This window comes from Ruegeria sp. C12, from assembly GCF_056537745.1.
On sequence record NZ_JBQFSA010000003.1, the window covers coordinates 59,079 to 78,315 of the forward strand.

Annotated in this window: 26 protein-coding genes; 11 read left to right on the forward strand and 15 right to left on the reverse strand. The window is 59.8% G+C overall.

Features of this window, described 5'->3' with window-relative positions:
- Positions 1 to 96: 96 nt before the first annotated feature.
- On the forward strand, positions 97 to 2,124 hold the full coding sequence (locus ACR0C9_RS07655; protein ID WP_480780723.1) for an FAD-dependent oxidoreductase: 2,028 nt from the start codon (positions 97 to 99) through the stop codon (positions 2,122 to 2,124).
- A gap of 6 nt (positions 2,125 to 2,130) precedes the next feature.
- On the opposite strand, the gene ACR0C9_RS07660 is transcribed toward ACR0C9_RS07655, so the two are convergent.
- Positions 2,131 to 2,739: a LysE family translocator gene (locus tag ACR0C9_RS07660; protein WP_480780724.1), complete on the reverse strand. Its 609-nt coding sequence runs from the start codon at positions 2,737 to 2,739 to the stop codon at positions 2,131 to 2,133.
- Positions 2,740 to 2,808: 69 nt separating this feature from the next.
- Entirely contained in the window at positions 2,809 to 3,249 is a 441-nt protein-coding gene (locus tag ACR0C9_RS07665) for a DUF4399 domain-containing protein (protein ID WP_480780725.1), read from the reverse strand.
- Positions 3,250 to 3,475: 226 nt separating this feature from the next.
- On the opposite strand from ACR0C9_RS07665, the gene ACR0C9_RS07670 reads away from it, so the two are divergent.
- Positions 3,476 to 4,381, forward strand: a complete 906-nt coding sequence (locus ACR0C9_RS07670) for a LysR family transcriptional regulator (protein ID WP_170453610.1) — start codon at positions 3,476 to 3,478, stop codon at positions 4,379 to 4,381.
- A gap of 57 nt (positions 4,382 to 4,438) precedes the next feature.
- Here ACR0C9_RS07670 and ACR0C9_RS07675 read toward each other — a convergent pair whose 3' ends face one another.
- Genes ACR0C9_RS07675 through ACR0C9_RS07690 form a run of 4 tightly spaced genes read right to left on the reverse strand, consistent with a single transcriptional unit; the run spans position 4,439 to position 7,353 of the window.
- Positions 4,439 to 5,341 (reverse strand): OmpA family protein, encoded by a 903-nt coding sequence (locus ACR0C9_RS07675; RefSeq protein ID WP_170623253.1) that lies wholly within the window; start codon positions 5,339 to 5,341, stop codon positions 4,439 to 4,441.
- The gene (locus ACR0C9_RS07680; protein ID WP_480583912.1) at positions 5,338 to 5,895 is read right to left on the reverse strand and encodes a peroxidase-related enzyme; all 558 of its coding nucleotides are present in this window, start codon (positions 5,893 to 5,895) and stop codon (positions 5,338 to 5,340) included. Before ACR0C9_RS07680 ends, ACR0C9_RS07675 begins: the two co-directional genes overlap by 4 nt.
- 28 nt (positions 5,896 to 5,923) lie before the next feature.
- Positions 5,924 to 6,634 (reverse strand): GNAT family N-acetyltransferase, encoded by a 711-nt coding sequence (locus ACR0C9_RS07685; protein WP_480780726.1) that lies wholly within the window; start codon positions 6,632 to 6,634, stop codon positions 5,924 to 5,926.
- Positions 6,631 to 7,353 (reverse strand): competence/damage-inducible protein A, encoded by a 723-nt coding sequence (locus tag ACR0C9_RS07690; RefSeq protein ID WP_480780727.1) that lies wholly within the window; start codon positions 7,351 to 7,353, stop codon positions 6,631 to 6,633. Before ACR0C9_RS07690 ends, ACR0C9_RS07685 begins: the two co-directional genes overlap by 4 nt.
- A gap of 49 nt (positions 7,354 to 7,402) precedes the next feature.
- On the opposite strand from ACR0C9_RS07690, the gene sfsA reads away from it, so the two are divergent.
- The 3 genes from sfsA (at position 7,403) to map (ending at position 9,868) form a co-directional block, all read left to right on the forward strand.
- Positions 7,403 to 8,116 (forward strand): DNA/RNA nuclease SfsA, encoded by a 714-nt coding sequence (gene sfsA / locus ACR0C9_RS07695; RefSeq protein WP_480780728.1) that lies wholly within the window; start codon positions 7,403 to 7,405, stop codon positions 8,114 to 8,116.
- 33 nt (positions 8,117 to 8,149) lie between these two features.
- A complete protein-coding gene (locus ACR0C9_RS07700) occupies positions 8,150 to 8,947 on the forward strand; it encodes a hypothetical protein (protein WP_480708408.1) in 798 nt (265 codons plus the stop codon).
- Between the two features lie 108 nt (positions 8,948 to 9,055).
- On the forward strand, positions 9,056 to 9,868 hold the full coding sequence (gene map / locus ACR0C9_RS07705; protein WP_170521256.1) for a type I methionyl aminopeptidase: 813 nt from the start codon (positions 9,056 to 9,058) through the stop codon (positions 9,866 to 9,868).
- Here map and ACR0C9_RS07710 read toward each other — a convergent pair.
- From ACR0C9_RS07710 to ACR0C9_RS07730, 5 genes are all read right to left on the reverse strand, one after another.
- Positions 9,856 to 10,035, reverse strand: a complete 180-nt coding sequence (locus ACR0C9_RS07710) for a hypothetical protein (protein WP_480780729.1) — start codon at positions 10,033 to 10,035, stop codon at positions 9,856 to 9,858. The genes map and ACR0C9_RS07710 overlap by 13 nt on opposite strands.
- Positions 10,036 to 10,059: 24 nt before the next feature.
- Positions 10,060 to 10,695 (reverse strand): HAD family hydrolase, encoded by a 636-nt coding sequence (locus tag ACR0C9_RS07715; protein WP_480780730.1) that lies wholly within the window; start codon positions 10,693 to 10,695, stop codon positions 10,060 to 10,062.
- Positions 10,696 to 10,846: 151 nt separating this feature from the next.
- Positions 10,847 to 11,194: a hypothetical protein gene (locus ACR0C9_RS07720; protein ID WP_480780731.1), complete on the reverse strand. Its 348-nt coding sequence runs from the start codon at positions 11,192 to 11,194 to the stop codon at positions 10,847 to 10,849.
- Between the two features lie 150 nt (positions 11,195 to 11,344).
- A complete protein-coding gene (gene rsmD / locus ACR0C9_RS07725) occupies positions 11,345 to 11,905 on the reverse strand; it encodes a 16S rRNA (guanine(966)-N(2))-methyltransferase RsmD (protein WP_480780732.1) in 561 nt (186 codons plus the stop codon).
- The gene (locus tag ACR0C9_RS07730; RefSeq protein WP_170453599.1) at positions 11,902 to 13,113 is read right to left on the reverse strand and encodes an FAD-dependent oxidoreductase; all 1,212 of its coding nucleotides are present in this window, start codon (positions 13,111 to 13,113) and stop codon (positions 11,902 to 11,904) included. Before ACR0C9_RS07730 ends, rsmD begins: the two co-directional genes overlap by 4 nt.
- 100 nt (positions 13,114 to 13,213) lie before the next feature.
- Between ACR0C9_RS07730 and ACR0C9_RS07735 the strand changes: the two genes are divergently transcribed.
- The 4 genes from ACR0C9_RS07735 to ACR0C9_RS07750 all read left to right on the forward strand — a co-directional run bounded on the left by ACR0C9_RS07735 (position 13,214) and on the right by ACR0C9_RS07750 (position 14,740).
- Positions 13,214 to 13,699, forward strand: a complete 486-nt coding sequence (locus ACR0C9_RS07735; RefSeq protein ID WP_170623267.1) for a peroxiredoxin family protein — start codon at positions 13,214 to 13,216, stop codon at positions 13,697 to 13,699.
- A 103-nt stretch (positions 13,700 to 13,802) separates the two neighbouring features.
- Positions 13,803 to 14,048 (forward strand): glycine zipper 2TM domain-containing protein, encoded by a 246-nt coding sequence (locus ACR0C9_RS07740; RefSeq protein WP_170735775.1) that lies wholly within the window; start codon positions 13,803 to 13,805, stop codon positions 14,046 to 14,048.
- A gap of 11 nt (positions 14,049 to 14,059) precedes the next feature.
- Positions 14,060 to 14,404 carry an EF-hand domain-containing protein gene (locus ACR0C9_RS07745; RefSeq protein ID WP_480583755.1) on the forward strand — a complete coding sequence of 115 codons (345 nt, stop codon included), beginning with the start codon at positions 14,060 to 14,062 and terminating at the stop codon, positions 14,402 to 14,404.
- A 24-nt stretch (positions 14,405 to 14,428) separates the two neighbouring features.
- A complete protein-coding gene (locus ACR0C9_RS07750; RefSeq protein WP_170453595.1) occupies positions 14,429 to 14,740 on the forward strand; it encodes a hypothetical protein in 312 nt (103 codons plus the stop codon).
- Here the strand turns inward: ACR0C9_RS07750 and ACR0C9_RS07755 are convergent.
- Genes ACR0C9_RS07755 through ACR0C9_RS07770 form a run of 4 tightly spaced genes read right to left on the reverse strand, consistent with a single transcriptional unit; the run spans position 14,737 to position 17,479 of the window.
- Positions 14,737 to 15,030 carry a 4a-hydroxytetrahydrobiopterin dehydratase gene (locus ACR0C9_RS07755; protein ID WP_170453594.1) on the reverse strand — a complete coding sequence of 98 codons (294 nt, stop codon included), beginning with the start codon at positions 15,028 to 15,030 and terminating at the stop codon, positions 14,737 to 14,739. The genes ACR0C9_RS07750 and ACR0C9_RS07755 overlap by 4 nt on opposite strands.
- A complete protein-coding gene (locus ACR0C9_RS07760) occupies positions 15,027 to 16,214 on the reverse strand; it encodes a GNAT family N-acetyltransferase (RefSeq protein WP_480583750.1) in 1,188 nt (395 codons plus the stop codon). The genes ACR0C9_RS07755 and ACR0C9_RS07760 overlap by 4 nt, the downstream gene beginning before the upstream one ends.
- Before the next feature lie 45 nt (positions 16,215 to 16,259).
- A complete protein-coding gene (locus ACR0C9_RS07765; protein WP_170521243.1) occupies positions 16,260 to 17,027 on the reverse strand; it encodes a glycerophosphodiester phosphodiesterase family protein in 768 nt (255 codons plus the stop codon).
- A complete protein-coding gene (locus tag ACR0C9_RS07770; protein ID WP_170521241.1) occupies positions 17,024 to 17,479 on the reverse strand; it encodes a RidA family protein in 456 nt (151 codons plus the stop codon). The genes ACR0C9_RS07765 and ACR0C9_RS07770 overlap by 4 nt, the downstream gene beginning before the upstream one ends.
- 290 nt (positions 17,480 to 17,769) lie before the next feature.
- Here ACR0C9_RS07770 and ACR0C9_RS07775 point away from each other — a divergent pair, with 290 nt between their 5' ends.
- Together ACR0C9_RS07775 and ACR0C9_RS07780 are read left to right on the forward strand one after the other, a co-directional pair.
- Positions 17,770 to 18,585 (forward strand): MlaA family lipoprotein, encoded by an 816-nt coding sequence (locus ACR0C9_RS07775; RefSeq protein WP_480780733.1) that lies wholly within the window; start codon positions 17,770 to 17,772, stop codon positions 18,583 to 18,585.
- Positions 18,575 to 19,183 carry an ABC transporter substrate-binding protein gene (locus tag ACR0C9_RS07780; RefSeq protein WP_170453589.1) on the forward strand — a complete coding sequence of 203 codons (609 nt, stop codon included), beginning with the start codon at positions 18,575 to 18,577 and terminating at the stop codon, positions 19,181 to 19,183. The genes ACR0C9_RS07775 and ACR0C9_RS07780 overlap by 11 nt, the downstream gene beginning before the upstream one ends.
- The last annotated feature ends 54 nt before the right edge of the window (positions 19,184 to 19,237 follow it).

The following is a 19,237-nucleotide window of genomic DNA, read 5'->3' on the forward strand; positions in this document are numbered from 1 at the left end:
CCGCCACGGTAGCATAGGGGGTGACGTTAGGTTTCGCGTGACAAAGTTGACGTGAACGTCAATTTAAAACGCGGAGACGGGAGGGAGAGTTTCACCATGACTGCGTACCCAAACATGCTGGCCCCGCTGGATCTGGGCTTTACCACGCTGAAAAACCGCGTGCTGATGGGCTCGATGCACACTGGACTGGAAGAGACCGGCGACTGGAACCGGGTGGCCGAGTTTTATGCCGACCGGGCGCGCGGTGGCGTGGCGCTGATGGTGACGGGCGGGATCGGTCCGAATCTGGAAGGCTCGGTTTTGCCGGGGGCGTCGATGATGACCAACGACAAAGAGGTGGCAAACCATTCCATCGTGACCGAACGTGTGCATCAGGCGGGCGGCAAGATCGCCATGCAGATCCTGCACGCGGGCCGCTATGCCTATGGCCCGAAATGCGTGGCCCCCAGCCCGGTGAAATCCCCAATCTCGCCCTTCCCGCCGCATGAGCTGGACGAAGAGGGTATCGAGAAACAGATCAGCGACATCGTGAATGCGGCCCGAATGGCCCAGAAGGCAGGCTATGACGGGGTCGAGATCATGGGGTCCGAGGGCTATTTCCTGAACCAGTTCCTTGTGACCCACACCAACAAGCGCACCGACCGCTGGGGTGGCTCGTATGAGAACCGGATGCGCCTGCCTATTGAGGTCGTGCGCCGCACGCGCGAGGCGGTCGGAACCGATTTCATCATCATCTACCGCCTGTCGATGATCGATTTGGTCCCCAACGGCTCGACCCATGACGAGGTTGTGCAACTGGCGCAAGAGATCGAGAAAGCGGGCGCGACGATCCTGAACACCGGTATCGGCTGGCATGAGGCGCGCATTCCGACCATTGCCACCAGCGTTCCCCGCGCGGCCTTTGCCTGGGTGACGAAAAAGCTGATGGGCAAGGTGTCGATCCCAGTTATCACCTCGAACCGGATCAACACGCCGGAAGTGGCGGAAGAAGTCCTGTCGACCGGCTGCGCTGATATGGTCTCGCTGGCGCGGCCGATGCTGGCGGATGCGGAATTCGTGAACAAGGCCATTGCCGGTCAGTCCGCGCAGATCGCGCCGTGCATCGCCTGCAATCAGGCCTGTCTGGACCACACGTTCAGCGGCAAGCTGACCACCTGTCTGGTCAACCCGCGCGCCTGTAACGAAACCGAACTGGTGATTGCTGCGGCTGATACCGTGAAAAAGGTCGCCATCGTCGGCGCGGGTCCGGCTGGCCTGTCCACCGCAATGACCGCTGCCCAGCGTGGCCATGACGTGACACTGTTCGACCGCGCGTCCGAGATCGGCGGGCAGTTGAACATGGCCAAACAGGTGCCGGGGAAAGAGGAGTTCTGGGGCCTCGTCGACTGGTACCGCACCATGATGGACGATCTGGGCGTGAACGTGGAACTGAACCGCGAGGTTGATGCCGACGACCTGACCGGCTTTGACGAGGTGGTCATCGCAACCGGCGTCACTCCGCGTGATCCGCAGATTCCGGGACAGGATGGGGACAATGTCCTCAGCTATATCGACGTGCTGCGCGGCAAGGCCGAGGTTGGCAAATCCGTCGCCGTTGTCGGCGCGGGCGGCATCGGCTTCGACGTTTCGGAGTTTCTGCTGGAAGACGGCCATAGCGCCACCACCGATCTGCCGCTGTGGATGAAGGAATGGGGCGTGACAGACCCGGAAGACCACCGCGCTGGCCTTGCGCCCGAAGGCCCGCAGCCCGCGGCCCCAGCGCGTCAGGTCACCTTGTTGCAGCGCAAGAAACAGGCGCACGGCAAGGGGCTGGGCAAGACGACCGGCTGGATTCACCGCGCGACGCTGAAGATGAAAGATGTCAATTTCGTCGGCGGCGTGAATTACGAACGCATTGACGAAGACGGCCTGCATGTCAGCTTTGGCGAGGAACGCGCGGACCCGACCTTGATCGCAGCCGACAACATCGTGCTGTGTGCCGGTCAGGTCTCCGAGCGCAGTCTGGCAGACGCGCTGATCGAACGCGGCATCACTCCGCACGTGATCGGCGGCGCAGATGTCGCGGCGGAACTGGACGCCAAGCGGGCAATCAATCAGGGCACACGTCTGGCGGCCGGGCTTTAGGCCCGGTCAGTCAGACAGTGCAAGCTTCACCCCAAGCGCGCCAAAAGCCGTTGCAAAGCAGCGTTTGATCCAAGCCATCACAGATGGGCGATGAATGATGTAATCCCGCGCCAGCGCCGCGCAGGCCCCGTAAGCGATGAACACAACAAAGGTCATCGCCATAAAGGCAAGCGCCAGTTGCACCAGCGCCAGACCGGCATGCGCCGTGTCCGTGGGCAGGAATTGCGGCAGGAAGGCAAGGAAGAACAGCGACAGTTTGGGGTTCAGCACGTTGATCAGCGTGCCGGTCGTTGCAATTTTAAGGTAGCTCTTGGTCGTTTTCTCGGCACTAACTTCCATCGCGCCGCCCTCGCGGACGATGCCCCAGGCCATATAGAACAGATAAAGCACACCAAGGTATTTGAGCACCAGAAACGCCAGCGCACTGGTGTGCAGCAGCGCGGCCAGCCCGATAATGCTGGCCACAGCGGCGGGCACGATCCCAAGCGTGCAGCCTGCCGCCGCCGCAACGCTGGCGCGAAACCCCCGGCCAAGCCCGATGGCCAGCGTGTAGATCACGCCCGTACCCGGCAACAGCACGACGATCAGCGATGTAAGAAGAAACTCAAGCGACATGGAACCCTCCGATCACACGTCGGAGAGTTCCTTACATCAGCGTGAAAGTAAACAGGCGTATCTGGGCGTCTACTCGACCGTAATCGTAATCACCTCGGACACAATCGGCGGGTTGTGCGGTACATGACCCGCATCGCCCAGCACCAATTGCAGAGTGTGCTGGCCTGCGGGCAGGTCCAGCGTCACCTCGGTCTGGCCGCCGCCGAAATGCATATGATTGTCGTCGGCGGGCAGGCCATAGGCCAGCTCATCCGCGCCGTCCTCGCCTTCGCCAATCGGCGGGCGGTTGATCAGCAGATGGTGATGGCCGGTATTCTCGGCCTCGGTCCCGGCTGGCGCGACGCCCATACCGCTCAGGCCAAAGACCACCGTCACCGGCGATTGAACCGTGTCCCCATCCGCAAGGTTCACGAAATAGACCTTGGCGTCAGGGCTGGATTGGGTCTGCGCTTGGGCCAGAGCCAGACCAGCGGACAGACAAAACGCGACAATGGCAAATAGTGATTTCATGATCTCCTCCCAGGACACAAAAATGCCATTCTCAGCATAGCACAAATGAAAAAATGTCCAGAAATCACCGTTTGACCGGGGTGTTATTGGATCGGAAACCATTGTTTCAACGTTTCTGAACTGCAAACGATCCGATTCAAAACCCTGATATTATCCCATGTCTGCCCCGTTTCCGCCCAGATTGAGCGTCAAAACTGACGTCGAACGTAAGACCTGGGGAACGAGTATGGATCGATTGACCGAAATGGAAGCCTTCGCCAACGTGGTGGACCAGGGTGGCTTCACCGATGCGGCCAAGAAGATGGGCATCTCCAAATCGGCCGTGTCCAAGCACGTCTCGAGCCTTGAGGCGCGTCTGGGTGCGCGGCTGCTGAACCGCACAACGCGCCGGGTGTCCCCAACTGAAATCGGATTGGCCTATTACGACCGCGCGCGCCGCGTCCTGAATGACGCGGGCGAGGCGGATGCACTGGTTACCTCGATGCAATCGGCCCCGTCAGGCCTGTTGCGGATCAGCGTCGCGACGGATTTCGGGGTCAATCACCTGTCCCCCGTTCTGTCCGAGTTCCTGTCCGCTTACCCGGATATCACCGTCAACATGGTGCTGAACAACCGCTATGTTGAGTTGATTTCCGAAGGGTTTGACGTGGCCGTGCGCATTGGTGAGCTGGAGGACAGCACCCTGCGCGCGCGCAAACTCACGGAAACCGTCAAACGCATGGTTGCGGCCCCCAGCTATATCGAGAAATTCGGACGTCCGCAGAAGATCGACGACCTGAACGAACACAAGCTGCTGCATTATTCCAGCCAGTCTTCGGGCAATGTCTGGAAACTGACCGCGCCATCGGGCGAAAAGCGTCAGGTGCGCACCGCCGGTTGGCTCAGCGTCAATGACGGGCAATCCCTGCTGAATGCTGCGATCTCGGGCCTCGGGATCGCTTATCTGCCCAGCTATCTGTACGCGGATGCGTTGAAATCCGGCCAGGTGCTGGACGCGATGCCGTCGCTGCCGGATGAAGTTCAGGGCGTTTACGCCGTCTACCCGCCCGGGCGTTTCACCCAGCCGAAAGTGCGGGCTTTCATTGATTTTCTGGTCGAGTCCTTCAACGAAAAGGGCCCGATGGATTGGTAAATTCTCCCGGTGAACTTTAGCGGCCCGCGCTTTCTGGTGCGGGTCTTTTTTTATGCGTCAGTTGACCAGCAATACAGCCTCGACCCGGCGATTGACATCGCGGCCCTCGGCGGTGGCGTTTGAGGTGATGGGGGCCAGATAGCCGACGCCCTGCGCCTCGATCCGGTCGGCGGCCACGCCATGCGCCTCGATCAGACGGGTTCGAACGGCCTCGGCCCGGCGCTTGCTGACTGCGATATTGGCCTGCAAGGCGCCGGTATCGTCGGTATGCCCCACAAGCGCCAGCCGCGTGTCCGGCTTATCCGTCAGGAACCCGGCCAGCAACGCGAGCGAGGCAAAGGGGCCTTCGCCCAGCGCAACCTCGCCGGTGCGAAAGTGCAGGTCGTCCAGAATGACATGACCGGTTTGCTGGAATTCAGCCAGCAAACCGCCGGCCCCATCCACACTCTGATCGATCACGACAGGTGCCGGGGCCGGCGCATCAACCGGAGTTACCCGGATCATCTGCACATAGCCATCCGGCGGATTCCGGCTGACCAGCAGGCTCAGCACCTCGGATCCCTTCTGCGCGGACAGAAACCGATAGTCCTGAATGGCGACATACATATCCGGCGTTGGCACCACTTCGGTGCCGAACCTAAAATCGAAGCCGCCGCAAATGCGGGCCTCGCATTCGTACAGAATGTCATACCCCTGCGCTTCGATCTGGTCGCGCAACGGGGCAAGCAATTGCAGCGTCGTGCTGGACCCGGCCTGCAACCGCCATGTGACCCTTTCAACCTGCCCCTCGACCGTTCGGGCCGGAACCGCTCCATCTGCGAATGGCCCGGTTGGCAGATCATAGCTGTCCAGCGGTGAAATCCGCTGACTGATCTGCTGTGCGGATTGCGGCAGCGTCAGTTCCTGCGCAACCAGCGGGCTGGCCAGGATCACGGTCAAAAGGCTTAGCGTTCGGATCATCTGTACTGTGCGTGATACTCGGGGTTTGGAACCATAGCCGTGGCGCTGGCCACGCGATTGGACATGTTGAAGAACCCGGTCACGTTGGCAATGTCCCAGATATCCCGGTCAGAGAACCCGACATCGCGCAGACGCTGGCGGTCGGGCTCTTCAATTTCGGTACTGGCTTTGGTCATCCGGGCAGCGAAATCCAGCATGGCGCGTTGGCGGTCGTCCAGCGGCGCGACGCGGTAATTCATCACCAGCATCTCACCCAGCTTTGGGTCGCCCGACAACTGCCGCACGGCAGCCCCGTGGGCCACAAGGCAATAGAAGCACTTGTTGATGGATGAGACGACCACCGCAATCATCTCGCGTTCCAGCTTTGACAACCCGCTATCTGCCAGCATCAGGTCGTTATACATGGTGGTAAAGGCGTTCAGCTTGTCGATGTCAAAGGCATAAGCCTTCAGCACATTTGGCACCATGCCCAGTTTCTCGACGCAGATATCAAAGTATTTCTGCGTCTCGGGCGGCAGCGGGTCGACCATGGGCAGGTCCAGCGCGGTGGGCATGTCTTGATGTGTCACGAAAACCTCTGTGTTAGATAAGCTGACGGTAATGGTATTCGCCCGCGATCTCCATCCCGAGCGCTTGGTACAGGCCATTTGCCCCGTCGTTCACCTTGGTGCAGATCACGCTGAAGGTTTCGGCACCATGGTCGCGCGCCCAGATCGCGGCACCCCGCACCGCCCACTGGCCCATGCCCTGACGGCGGTGATCGGGCAGAATTTCCAGCGCATGAAGCATGGCAACACCTTCATGTATCGCAACAAAAGTAACCCCGCAGGGCTGATCGCGATGGCGCAGCAGCAAGCCGATCTTGGGGCCTTTGGCACGCTCCATCACGGCGATGCGTTCCGGCCCGATGCCCCCAGTTGCCCAAAGATCCCGCATGATCGCAAGCGGCTCCCATACGGTGAACACCATGACACGCGGGATCGGCAGATCGGTTAGCCGGGATACCGGACAGGAATAGATGTTGACCGGATCCAGCACCTCGTACCCCCGTGCGGCAAGCTGCGCGTCAAGCGCCTCGTCCCCCGGACGCAGGCAAAAGATGCGCTTTTGCCCCATCGCCAGCATCGCCTGTTCGGCTGCTTCAATATCCGTGTCGTTGACAGGGCCAAGCGCATTGGCCGCCGACACCCGCGAGCCACCGCCCTGCCCTTCGCGCAATTGAAACGGGCCAAGCTGTTCATAGCGGGCCGCGGGCCAGGTGCCGTCGACAATGTCGGCCCAGTTGACGCTCACAACTCCAGCTCTTTCGCCAGTTGGGTCATGGCGGCGTCGATCCGGGTGCCCTCGGTACCGCGAATGACGACATTTGCGCCAAAGACACCGTTGATCTGGAACGGGTAGCACCCGATGGTCAGGTCATCATAGGTTTCGGCCAGCGCAGAGAGGGTCGCTGCGATATCGCCCTCGCCCCGATCCACCCGCAGGGTCTGCGACAATAACGGGCTGCCGCCGGTCAGTTTGGGCAAAACGCTGGCCACCATGGCCTGAAACACCGAAGGCACCCCAGCCATCACATGCACGTTTTCGATGGTAAAGCCCGGCGCGGTCGAGACCGGGTTGTCGATCAAAACCGCCCCGTCCGGGATGCGCGCCATGCGCAGGCGGGCCTCGTTCAGTTCGAGGCCGGATTTGTCGTAATGCGCCTGCAACAGCGCCCGCGCATCATCGCGAATGTCGATATGCGCCCCAAAGGCCCGCGCGATGCAATCGGCGGTAATGTCGTCATGGGTCGGGCCAATGCCGCCGCTGCTGAACACATGATCGTACCGGTCGGACAGCGCCTTTGCGGCCCCTTCGATCTCGGGCGCGTCATCGCTGACAATACGAACCTCTTTCAGGTCGATGCCCTGTTTCGTCAACTCTCCGGCGAGATAATGCATATTCGCATCGCGGGTCCGGCCCGAGAGAATCTCATCCCCGATCACCAGCATTGCGGCGGTTGGATTGGCCATGGCGCTCTTCCTCTTGATCGACCCCTGGGGCAGGTATAGGCCGTGGGGCATGCGATTTGAAACCCCTCTTGTCCCCGCCCGCCTGATCCGCCGCTACAAACGCTTTCTGGCCGATTGCACGCTTGAAGACGGGCGCGAGGTTACAGCCCATTGCGCCAATCCCGGCTCGATGATGGGGCTGGCCGAATCCGGGCAGAAAATCTGGCTGGAGCCAAATAACGATCCGAAGAAAAAGCTGAAATATGGCTGGCGACTGGTCGATCACGAAAACGGTCATTTCACCGGGGTCGATACATCGGTCCCGAACAAGGCCTTGCGTGCGGCGTTGGAGGCGCGTGAAATCCCCGAACTGGCCGCCTATGAAACCGTCCGCGCCGAGGTAAAATACGGCGAAAACAGCCGCATCGACTTTCTGCTAAGCGCACCGGGCCTGCCCGACGCCTATGTCGAGGTCAAAAGCGTCACCCTGTCCCGCCAACCCGGTCTGGCCGAGTTCCCCGACAGCGTAACCGCGCGCGGCACCAAGCATCTGGGCGAACTTGCCGCGATGGCCGCGCAGGGGCACCGGGCGATCATGCTGTATCTGGTGCAACGCACCGATTGCGACCGGTTTGCACTGGCCGGGGATATTGACCCGGCTTACGCGGCGGCGTTTGAGGCGGCACAGGCGCATGGAGTTGAGCGGTTGGTCTATGGGACACGGATTACGCCGGAAGGTGTTTGGGTAGTTGCCAACAAACACCTAACTGCTCCATCCAATTAAATGAGATCAAACAGCGTACAAAGGTAATTGAAGATGAAAATTTGGACGATTAGCTATTTGTTTTTCAACGTATTATTGGCAACCGAGCTTTCTGCTGATAGTGCCGCACCTTCTTCGATTTTGGACGATCCGATTGCACGGTATACAAAGGAAAACTTGGAAGTTGATCAGTTGAGTTTCTGGTCGGAGGAAATTGTCATGCAAATTGCAGGGCAAGTTTCTCCAGATACGGCATTCTACTCAGCCTCTTTGGCTAAGATACTTGCTGACAATGCCGGTAGCGATCTGCGAATGATGGGAGACCCTGATACATGGTTTCTTTCCCAAAACTCACTGAGTGGAGGATCGAACCTGATTTTGATATTCCAAAACCTCGAAACCGAAAATCGCGAGGTGAAGGATACACTATTCCCGCAAGACATTGATGTAGATTTTACCAACTCCGCGCTTCAGGTTCGTCGTGCAGTCGGCAACGGTCTGAAGATGAGTAGACCTGGTTGCTATGGGAATTGGTCAACCAGTAGCAGCAACGTCATTGAAGCAACTGTGCAAGTCATCGATGTCAATTTATCAAACGATGAACAGAAACGGTGTGCAAATACTCTTATGCACGCGTCTTTTGGAGTCGCACCGACTTTTACAACACTTACATTTTCGGATATTCCCGGTATCGACAGCGACAAGGTTTTTGTAGACTCTACTGAACCAACATTATTGTTGAGGATGTTGACGTTTTGTCGGGAAGAATTGAACACCACAACAATTCAGTGTCCAAAGGACATATTGGAAAACCTGTATATGGTGCATGCGAAACGCTTGGCCAATCAATAGCGCTTCAGTTTGATCCGTAAACTCTTCCCGCGACCCCGCACCCTCTGGAACTTTCTGCGCAAGCAGCGTAAGTAAGGGGCTGCGCGAAACACTTGGAGCTTAGCGTCGATGAAAGACCATCGTGGCCGTCTGACAAAAGACGGTATCCGCATCTACGAACAGGGTGACTTTGCCGGCATGCATGCGGCAGGGGCCTTGGCTGCGCGGATACTCGACGATATTGCCCAGCATGTGTTTCCCGGTCAGACGACCGGCGCGATTGATGGACTGATTACCCAAATGGTCGAAGATGCGGGCGCGACCTCGGCGACCATCGGCTACAAGGGCTATCAGCACGCAAGCTGCATCAGCGTGAACCACGTGGTCTGTCACGGCATTCCGGGTGAGAAAAAGCTGAAAGATGGCGACATCCTGAATATCGACGTGACCGTCATCGTTGACGGCTGGTTCGGTGACACCTCGCGCATGTATGTGGCGGGCAAGTTGCCGCGCAAGGCTGAACGTCTGATCCAGGTCACTCATGATGCGCTGTTCAAGGGTATCGAGATGGTCAAGCCGGGCAACACCTTCGGCGATATCGGCCACGCGATTCAGGCTTATGTCGAAGCGCACCGGATGAGCGTTGTTCGCGATTTCTGCGGTCACGGGCTGGGCCGGGTGTTCCACGCGCCGCCCAACGTCCTGCACTATGGCCGCCCGGGCACCGGGGCCGTGCTGGAAGAGGGTATGTTCTTCACCATCGAGCCGATGGTCAATCTGGGCCGCCCCGAGACCAAGACGCTGGCCGATGACTGGACCGCCGTGACCCGCGACAAGTCGCTGTCGGCGCAGTTCGAGCATTCGGTGGGTGTAACGGCGGATGGGGTCGAGATCTTTACCCTGTCGCCGGGCGGCAAATTCCACCCGACCTATTCCTCCTGATCGGCGGCCTGGTCGCGTATCAGTTTCAGCAGCAGGGTTTCGTGACCCCATGGCGTCAGTGCGTCATTGATGAAAACCGGCGCGCGCATTGGCTTGCGCTCGGGGGCCGGTGTGGCCTCAGCCTCTTGTGAGAATGACCAAATCGGTGGTGTCAGTGCGCGGTCCATGACCAAGACACTAGCACGGAAGGGTCAAATTCCCAAAAGGCGCGGCACTTCGGCCATGTCGGTGAAGACCTCTGCGCCAATCTCTGACAGTTTGGCACCACCCCCTTCGGGCGCAAAGCCAAGACACCGCATGCCCGCGCGCATCGCGGCTGTGACGCCGTTATGGCTGTCTTCGATTACAACCGGGGCGGATGCGCCAAAATGCTGCGCGGCCAGCAGAAACATCTCGGGGTCCGGTTTTGCGGTTCCCAGTTGGTGGGCCGAGAACATGGCACCCTGAAACCGATCCCAAAGCCCGTTCTGGCCCAGCGTGATCGCCATTTTGTCCGGGCTGCCATTCGAGGCCACGCAGAACGGAATCCCGTGCTTATCGAGCCGATCCAGCAGGTCCCGAATACCCGGCATCAATGCCACACCCTGACGCAAACGCTCGTAGGTTTCCGCATAGACCTCATTGATCCAGTCATCCGGCAAATCGGCCCCCAACGCACGCGCATTGTCCCGCACGCCAGCCATTGTCCCGCCGAGGAAAAACCCGACGCTGTCTTCCAGTGTCAGGTCCAGGCCGTACCGGGCCAGATTGTCCACCAGAACCTGATTGGACAGCGGTTCGCTATCGACCAGAACGCCGTCGCAATCGAAGATGACCAGATCGTGCATGAAGCCTCCGCGGATTTTGCGCCCGGCTTAGCCCAGTGCAGGCCCCTGCGCAATTCCACGCTCAGCAGCAATCCGCGCGCGCCGTTTCAATCTGAAACAGTTCGCCTTGTCAGAGTGTTGGGTCAAGTGCACCGAACCGGTCACAACCCGTTCAGGATGCCGAGCATGTGCCCCTGTCAAATTGCTGCCCCGCCCCCTTGACCATCATGTCATATTCCATGCTGTGATAATCGACGACAAAGGTGATCACTCCGGTATCCTGCATCAGCAGGAATGTCATGCTGTCCAGGCCGGGGTAAATATCCGCCTCGCCCTGCACGTCAGTTGTCATGATGTAGCCTTTGTCGGATCCACCGGAACGCACCAGCGTCACACCCTCGCTGTTGACGTCTGAGATGCAGTTGACGAAGAAATCATCCATGTCGATCTGGGTTTCGGCCACACTGGCCGAGGCGGCGGCACAGCCGATCAGCAGGGCTGGAAGGGTCTTGGAAAACATTCAGGTACTCACTGTCCGGGTTGCTAAACTCAATTTCGGCTACCGGCGATTCTGGCCCAAAATGTGTCCCCAACCTCCGCAAAATAGGGCATTAACCATTCGGCAGGGTCGATCACGGGAATGTGGATCCAGCCTTGCTGCGGATCAGCGTCAGTTTTCCGGGCTGCGCCACATCAGCGAGATATGCGTGTCGCCATACTTGCGGGCGCTGTGCAGATCGAACCCGTCCGGCGCGGCCATGGGGGCGTTTTCCTCCCACACGATCAGCGCGTCCGGGGCGATCCAATTGCCCTCGACCGCCCTGGCGAGGGCCTTTTGACCCATGCCCTTGCCGTATGGCGGGTCCAGAAAGATCAGATCGTAAGGGGTATCCGGGTTGTCGCCCAGCCGCGTTGCATCGCGGCGGATCAGATCGGTACGGTCCGTGCTGCGGGTCAGGTCGATATTCTTGCGGATCAATCCCTGCGCCACCCGCCCGTCATCGACAAAGCTGACATGGGCCGCTCCGCGCGACAGCGCCTCAAGCCCCAGCGCGCCGGTGCCTGCGAACAGGTCCAGCACGCGCAGGCCGTCGAAATCGATCTGATGGGTCAGGACGTTGAACAGGCTCTCGCGCACCCTGTCCGTGGTGGGACGCAGATGCGCGCCTGCGTCCCCCTTGCCGACCGAGGCCAAAGCCCGGCCCCGGAATTCTCCGGCAATGATCCTCACGCCTTGAGCAGCGGTTTCAGGTTCGCATCCGGGTCGGCCACAATGGCCGGATCGGCGGTTTTTCCCATTTCGATCAGCCGTTTGGCGACCATATAGGCGCGCGGATCGTTCATCGCGTCCACGGCAATCAACCGGTCTCCGTCATAATACCAGAAGGACACACTCTGGCCTTCGCCCTGCCGGGTCACCACGCGGTCATAGCCGGTGTTCAGGCCCGCGATCTGCAGTTTGACGTCGAATTGATCCGACCAGAACCACGGTGTTGCCACATAATCCCTGGCCGCGCCCATCATGTTCTGGGCTACGATCTCGGCCTGATCGATCGCGTTGGGCACGCTTTCCAGACGGATACGCGTGTCGCCATGCGGGAAGGACGCGCAATCCCCGGCGGCCCAGATCGACGGGTCCGAGGTGCGGCCATGGGCATCGGTCTTGATCCCGTTGTCCAGCTCCAGCCCTGCCATCTCGGCCAGTTGGGTCGAGGGGGCGATACCAACGCCCACCACCACAAAATCCACCTCAAGCTCGGTTCCGTCGGTCAGAACAGCGCCAACCACCTTGCCATTGTCACCAACCAGACGATCCAGCCCGACGCCTTCGCGGATATCGGCACCGTATTCCGTATGCAGCGCGCGGAAATAATCGCTGGTCTCGGGGGCTGCGACCCGTTGCAGGATGCGGTCGGCCATTTCGACCAGAGTCACTTTCACGCCGCGCTTGGCGCAGACGGCTGCGGCCTCAAGCCCGATATAACCGCCGCCCACGATCAGGGCACGCGCACCGTCCGTGACGCGAGGCTCCATCTCATCGATATGGGCCAGATCGCGCACCACATGAACGCCCTGCAAGTCGCCACCGATGGCAGCCGGCAGGCGACGCGGGTCCGATCCGGTGGTCAGCGCCAGTTCGTCATACGAGATGACATCATCGCCCACGGTCACCGTTTTGGCCTGCGGATCAATCGCCGTCACAGGCTGGCCCAGACGCAGGGTGATGTTGTTGTCTGCATAGAAGCTTTCGGGCCGCAGGAACAGACGCTCCAGCTCCATCTCACCCAGCAGATAGGCCTTGGACAAGGGCGGGCGCTGATAGGGCAGATGCGGCTCGGCCCCGATCAGGGTGATGTCCCCGTCAAACCCATCATTGCGCAAACGCGCAACCAAAGATGCCCCGGCCTGCCCGGCACCGATCACGACAATATGGCTCATGTTCCTCCCACCCTGTCGAATTCCCGTGGTCTCATCCACGTGGTCACCTATATTGCGGCTGAACCCGACTCTGCAAATCCAATCAACAGGAGTGCTATAAATGATTTCGACAGGTGACCAGCTACCAGATGCGACTCTCACTCAACTGGGTGCGAACGGCCCGGAAGAGGTGCGGATTTCAGACAAGACCAAAGGCCGCAAAGTTGTGATCTTTGCCGTGCCCGGCGCGTTCACACCGACATGCCATTCAGCGCATGTGCCCAGCTTCATGCGCACCAAGGACCAGTTCGACGCCAAGGGCGTGGATGAGATCATCTGCGTGTCCGTCAACGACCCCTTCGTGATGAAAGCCTGGGGCGAAGCCACCGGCGCGACCGAGGCGGGCCTGACCCTGCTGGGCGACGCAGCGTCCGAGTTCACCAAGGCGATCGGGATGGATTTCGACGCCCCGCCTGCCGGGCTGATCGCACGCTCCAAACGCTATGCCATGCTGGTCGAAGACGGCACCGTCACAGCCCTGAACCTGGAAGAAAACCCCGGCGCGTGCGAGGTTTCCGCGGGCGAGGGGCTGCTGGACGTGATCTGAACCCTGACGGCCCCGGCATCGTCGGGGCCAGATGAACCCAAATTAACTTGATACAACGCCCCGTTGCGCGAATACTTGGCGCATAGAACACGGGAGTTGATTTATGTGCCTCAGATTTATTTCCCTAATTGCCGTCAGCGCAGGCGTTTTGGCCGCCTGCGGTCCGGCCCCCACCCCGCAACAACAAGCCGCGCGCCAGCACGAGATTGCCTGCCTCAGTGGCACGTTGGGCGGCGCGTTGATCGGCGGCGCAATCGGCAACCAGTTCGGCGGCGGGTCTGGCAAGACAATCTTGACGGCGGCGGGCGCTGCTGCGGGCGGTTTTGAAGGCCAGAGATTCGCATGTTGAGGGGATTGAGAATGAAACCACTTATTCTTGCCGCGACTGTCGCCCTGACGGGTGCAGCCAGCGCGGAAACCGTGGCCGAGTTGCACGAAAAAGAACTGAACAACATTGACGCCAACAATGACGGGTTTCTGTCCAAGGACGAGTTCAACGCCTTTTCCGATTACGCCTTTCAAACGATGGACGAGGACAAGAACGGCACGCTGGGTCTGGACGAAGCCAAACCGTTTCTGGACATCAATCAGATCCGGGACGTTGACCACAACGGCGACGGCTTTATCTCAAGATCAGAATACGACGCGCAGATGGGTCGCGATTTCACCTCTGCCGATCAGGACGGAAACGAACGACTGGACTAGGCCAACTCTGAACAGGAGCGTGGGATGAACAAATGGATCGCCTTTGGGGCGCTTGTTGCACTTGCGGCCTGTGATGTACCGCAAGCCCCTGTTGTCACGGGGCCGGACGGACAGCCCCGCATTCAGATCAATCTCAGCGGGCTGACCTGCTACAATACCAAATGCCTTGATATTAATCCGGCTGCACGCAGCGTGCGGCAGGTGGGCAACCGCACAACCCGCATCCCCGGAAATATCAATGTCAGCGACGGCACTGTCACCCCGGCCGAGTTCCAGCAGATGGGCGTTGCAGCCTCATTGGCCGGCGGAATGGGATCGCGCGGGGATCGGGGCTAGATCAGGCTGTCCATCTTGCGCGCCAGTTTGGCGTCCAGCGCGGACAACCCGCCGACGTCATGGGTGGACAGCGTCACCTCGACCGTGCGGTAGACGTTGGACCATTCGGGGTGGTGATTCCATTTCTCGGCCCAGATCGCCACCTGTGTCATCCAGCCAAAGGCGGCAACAAAATTGTCGAAAATGAAGGTCTTGGTGATCGCGTCCCGGCCTTCGACCATGGTCCAGCCATTGTTGAACAGCGGGTCCAGAAGGGGGCCACGGGTCTCGGTCGACAAAAGCTCGGTCATTGCTGTTCCTCCGGGTTCGATTTTCTGAACGGGCCGTAATCCGTCAGAATCTCAATCTCTTCTCCCACCGCGCGGCCTTCGGCGTCCAGATATTTTTTGACGGCATCGGCAAATCCCGGATCGCCGACCCAATGCAGGCTGTAGGTGCGCGTCGGAAGATACCCGCGCGCCAGCTTGTGTTCCCCCTGCGCGCCCGCCTCGACCCGCTTCAAGCCCTGAGCGATGGCAAAGTCGATGGCCCTATAATAGCACAGTTCGAAATGCAGGCAGGCGTGATGTTCGACACAGCCCCAGTAACGACCGAACAGCGTTTCGCGCCCGATAAAGTTCAACGCCCCTGCAATCTGATACCCGCCCCGCTCAGCCAGCACCAAAGCCATATCATCGGCCATTGTATCCTGAGCGATATCGAAGAATTGCCGCGTCAGGTAGGGTGAGCCCCATTTCCGCGCACCGGTGTCCTGATAGAATCGCCAGAACGCATCCCAATGCTCGGGGCGCAGATCATCGCCGGTCAGCGTGCGTATCTCACCGCCAAACCCGTTTGCCTGCGCCCGTTCCTTGCGGATATTCTTGCGCTTGCGCGAGGACAGGGCGTTCAGAAACCCGTCGAAATCGGCATAAGTGTCGTTCAACCAGTGGAACTGTTGCGATTGGCGCAACATCAGGCCCATCTGTTCGCCCGCCAACGCCTCATCCTCGGTACAAAAAGTCGCGTGGATTGACGAGACCCGATTGTCTGCCGCCAGTTGCACCGCACCCTGCACCAGCGCCGACATGCCAATCGCTTCATAGCCCGGACGCACCAGAAACCGCCGCCCGGTTGCGGGGGTAAAGGGCACGGCAATCTGCAACTTGGGATAATAGCGCCCGCCCGCGTTTTCATAGGCATGTGCCCAGCTATGGTCGAAGATATATTCGCCCTGACTGTGCGACTTGGCATACATCGGTGCCGCCGCAATCAGCATCCCGTCCAGATAGCAGGTCAGATATTGCGGCTGCCAGCCAGTGCCCCGCCCGACCGAGCCGCTGTTTTCCAGCGCCAGCAGAAACCGATGGGTGGTGAACGGGTCCAGCGGGCGCCCGCCATCGGCAGCTTCGGGACACGCGCAGGCATCCCACTCGACCGCAGAAATCTGCGAAAGCGTGCCTACGACCTGAACCTCGATTTGCGCCTGATCCATGTGCCCTCCGCGTCTGACCTTTATCTGTGACGGTCGGGGGTGGGTTCAACCCGGATGCGGGGCCAAATACCCTTCGAAAGTCACATTGTCGGCAACCGCGCGGGCCTGTGCCTCTTGCTCGGGCGAGCGCACGGTCCAGCACAGAATAGGAACGCCCTGAGCTTTCAACTCGGCGACGCGTTGACGGTCCAGATCCGTGACCTCATGACTGATGAAACTGGCACTGACCCTGTCGAAATCCGGAATGCCGCGCAGGTGGTCGCAGATTTCGTCAGACAGCGGCCAGTCCTGTGGATCATAGCTGCTGGTTACAATCCCGCGCGGCAGATGCGGGGCCAACCGGGCCAGTTCGGCCACGCTGTTTGGGTTGAAGGACATCAGCGCCACCGGACCTTCGTAACCTTGCAAGGCCCGCACGGCATCCGCCTCAAGCGGGCCGACATCGGTGCCCATCGCGCCATCCTGATCCTTGAACTCGATCAGCAGCGGCACTTTTCCAGCGACCATCGCAAGCACCTCGTCCAGTGCGGGGATACCGTCATCGCCGTGCAGCAATGGGGTCTGTGCCGCCTGCGCCGAGGTGATCCGCCGGATTGGGCCGGGCTGGCCGGTCAGACGCTCCATGTCATAGTCGTGAAAGACCATCGCACGATTGTCCGCGGTCAATTGCAGATCGATCTCGATCCCGTAACCGGCATCAATCGCCGCCTGAATCGCCGCCCGGCTATTTTCCGGGCGGTTGTCCGACGTGTCATGCAGGGCCCGATGCGCAATCGGGACCTGCAGGAATTCCGGTGGCAGTCTGGGGGTCATTGGACCTCGAAAATTCCTTCGATCTCAACCGCGACACCCAGCGGCAGGGATGCGGCACTGACGGCTGATCGTGAATGACGCCCGGCATCGCCCAGCGCCTCGACCAGAAAATCGGACGCGCCGTTGATCACCTGCGGCTGGGCGGTAAAATCAGCGGTCGAGTTCACAAAACCGGTCAGCTTGATCACGCGCACCAGCTTTTCGATATCGCCGCCACAGGCCGCTTTGACTTGTGCCAACAGGTTGATGGCGCAGACCTTTGCCGCCGCTGCACCGGCCTCGACATCCATGTCGTCGCCCAGCTTGCCGGTGATCAGATCATCCGCCTTCGAAATCTGGCCCGACACGTAAACAATGTTGCCCATACGCACGAACGGCACATAGTTTGCCGCAGGCGCGGGGGCGTCGGGCAGGCTGACGCCCAGACTTTCCAGTTTTGCTGTGATACTCATGGGATCGTCCTCACCAATTGTCGACTCGGCCGGACGCTACCCGGTCAAGCGCGGCGGGGAAAGCGATAAACCGGCATTTTGCCGATCGGCTGCGATCTGGGCGTAACTTCTCTTATTCCGAAGTGTTGAAGCTATGTCACTTTACCGCGCAGTAGCAGACGCGCTAAACGCTAGATGTTTCATTTGAGACGCGAAACAACTATGTGACAACGACTTGTGCCAACGCGGCACTATATTATCGATTGAAAGCCCGACCCGCCGGGTCAGGTCACTTTGGAGTAGCTAAGACCGTGTTGAGCAGATTGCGCCTGAAACACCTTATTGTGCTGTCCCTGTTGCCGATCCTGTCGGCCTGCGCCACCCAGCCGCCCGAGCAGGCCGCCCGGGGTGAGGTGTTTGACCCCTACGAAAACACCAACCGCGGCATCCACAGATTCAATCTGGGCGTTGACCGGTTCCTGTTCCGCCCAGCCTCGAAAGGGTACGTGAAGATCGTGCCCGATCCGATGGTGACCAGTTTCAGCACCTTTGCCGAAAACATCTCGTTGCCCGGACAGGCGGTCGACTACCTTTTGCAGGGCAACCCCAAGCAGATGGGCAACGCGTTGCTGCGCTTTGCGGTCAACATGACCGTCGGCGGGTTTGGCCTGTCGGCCCCTGCGGACGAACTGAATCTGCCGCCGGTCGATACGGATTTCGGCGAAACACTGCATGTCTGGGGATTTGGTGAGGGGGCTTATGTCGAACTGCCCTTCTACGGCCCCTCGACAACGCGCGACGCGGTCGGCGTTGTGGTCAACCTGTTCTCGAACCCGATCAATTTCACTCCGACCCGGCCCGCCGACAACCTTGGCGTCTATGCCGAGGTTGTGCGCCGCATGGGCGACCGGGGACGATTTTCGGACACGGTTGACTCGATCCTCTATGAAAGCGCCGACAGCTATGCCCAGGCCCGCCTGATCTATCTGCAAAATCGCCGGTTCGAACTGGCGCGCGATGATGAGGACGCCTATCTGGACCTGTACTCCGATCCCTACGCCGAAATCGGAACCGACCCTGTCAGGGACCCCTACCTAGACCCTTACGAGGACCCCTATGCCGAGTAATTCTTTGAACCGTCGTCATTTTCTTTCTGCCGGTCTGGCCGGATTGGCACTGACCGCCCTGCCTTTGCCCGCGCTGGCCCAGACCGAAGCCAGCGCCAAAGCGCTGGTGAACAGCGTCGTGGCCGAGATCAACCGCGTCATCGCCTCGGGCAAGTCCGAGAACGCCATGCTGCGCGATTTCGAGAAGATCTTTGTGCAATACGCCGATGTGCCGATCATGGCGCGCTATGCGTTGGGGGCCGATGCCCGCTCGGCCAGCCCGGCACAGTTGAGGCAGTTTACCAAGGCCTTCCAACACTACATCTCGCGCAAATATGGCCGCCGCTTCCGCGAGTTTATCGGCGGTGAGGTCAACGTACGTAACGCCCGCAAAATCCGCGCCGGTTTTGAGGTCCGGACCATGGTCAAACTGCAGGGCTCATCCCCGTTCGAAGTGACGTTTCTGGTCTCTGACAAATCTGGGCGCGACAAGTTTTACAACATGTTCATCGAAGGCGTGAACCTTCTGTTGACCGAACGCACCGAGATCGGAGCGATGCTGGACGCCCGTGGCGGCGACCTGAACCGGTTGATCAAGGATCTGAACCGCACAGCCTGACCGGCTATTCAGAAACATCTGGGCCGCGTTGTCGAACACAACGCGGCCCTTTTC

Bases quoted from the DNA above. Each gene is read 5' to 3' on its own strand.
- ACR0C9_RS07770 (WP_170521241.1), bottom strand. From the start codon at position 17,479: ATGAGTATCACAGCAAAACTGGAAAGTCTGGGCGTCAGCCTGCCCGAC.
- ACR0C9_RS07780 (WP_170453589.1), top strand. From the start codon at position 18,575: ATGCCGAGTAATTCTTTGAACCGTCGTCATTTTCTTTCTGCCGGTCTG.
- ACR0C9_RS07735 (WP_170623267.1), top strand. From the start codon at position 13,214: ATGATTTCGACAGGTGACCAGCTACCAGATGCGACTCTCACTCAACTG.
- ACR0C9_RS07675 (WP_170623253.1), bottom strand. From the start codon at position 5,341: ATGATCCGAACGCTAAGCCTTTTGACCGTGATCCTGGCCAGCCCGCTG.
- ACR0C9_RS07730 (WP_170453599.1), bottom strand. From the start codon at position 13,113: ATGAGCCATATTGTCGTGATCGGTGCCGGGCAGGCCGGGGCATCTTTG.
- ACR0C9_RS07655 (WP_480780723.1), top strand. From the start codon at position 97: ATGACTGCGTACCCAAACATGCTGGCCCCGCTGGATCTGGGCTTTACC.
- ACR0C9_RS07740 (WP_170735775.1), top strand. From the start codon at position 13,803: ATGTGCCTCAGATTTATTTCCCTAATTGCCGTCAGCGCAGGCGTTTTG.
- ACR0C9_RS07710 (WP_480780729.1), bottom strand. From the start codon at position 10,035: ATGGACCGCGCACTGACACCACCGATTTGGTCATTCTCACAAGAGGCT.
- ACR0C9_RS07760 (WP_480583750.1), bottom strand. From the start codon at position 16,214: ATGGATCAGGCGCAAATCGAGGTTCAGGTCGTAGGCACGCTTTCGCAG.
- ACR0C9_RS07755 (WP_170453594.1), bottom strand. From the start codon at position 15,030: ATGACCGAGCTTTTGTCGACCGAGACCCGTGGCCCCCTTCTGGACCCG.
- ACR0C9_RS07765 (WP_170521243.1), bottom strand. From the start codon at position 17,027: ATGACCCCCAGACTGCCACCGGAATTCCTGCAGGTCCCGATTGCGCAT.
- ACR0C9_RS07745 (WP_480583755.1), top strand. From the start codon at position 14,060: ATGAAACCACTTATTCTTGCCGCGACTGTCGCCCTGACGGGTGCAGCC.
- ACR0C9_RS07750 (WP_170453595.1), top strand. From the start codon at position 14,429: ATGAACAAATGGATCGCCTTTGGGGCGCTTGTTGCACTTGCGGCCTGT.
- ACR0C9_RS07700 (WP_480708408.1), top strand. From the start codon at position 8,150: ATGAAAATTTGGACGATTAGCTATTTGTTTTTCAACGTATTATTGGCA.
- ACR0C9_RS07715 (WP_480780730.1), bottom strand. From the start codon at position 10,695: ATGCACGATCTGGTCATCTTCGATTGCGACGGCGTTCTGGTCGATAGC.
- ACR0C9_RS07680 (WP_480583912.1), bottom strand. From the start codon at position 5,895: ATGCCCACCGCGCTGGACCTGCCCATGGTCGACCCGCTGCCGCCCGAG.
- ACR0C9_RS07665 (WP_480780725.1), bottom strand. From the start codon at position 3,249: ATGAAATCACTATTTGCCATTGTCGCGTTTTGTCTGTCCGCTGGTCTG.
- ACR0C9_RS07660 (WP_480780724.1), bottom strand. From the start codon at position 2,739: ATGTCGCTTGAGTTTCTTCTTACATCGCTGATCGTCGTGCTGTTGCCG.
- ACR0C9_RS07690 (WP_480780727.1), bottom strand. From the start codon at position 7,353: ATGGCCAATCCAACCGCCGCAATGCTGGTGATCGGGGATGAGATTCTC.
- ACR0C9_RS07720 (WP_480780731.1), bottom strand. From the start codon at position 11,194: ATGTTTTCCAAGACCCTTCCAGCCCTGCTGATCGGCTGTGCCGCCGCC.
- sfsA (WP_480780728.1), top strand. From the start codon at position 7,403: ATGCGATTTGAAACCCCTCTTGTCCCCGCCCGCCTGATCCGCCGCTAC.
- map (WP_170521256.1), top strand. From the start codon at position 9,056: ATGAAAGACCATCGTGGCCGTCTGACAAAAGACGGTATCCGCATCTAC.
- ACR0C9_RS07670 (WP_170453610.1), top strand. From the start codon at position 3,476: ATGGATCGATTGACCGAAATGGAAGCCTTCGCCAACGTGGTGGACCAG.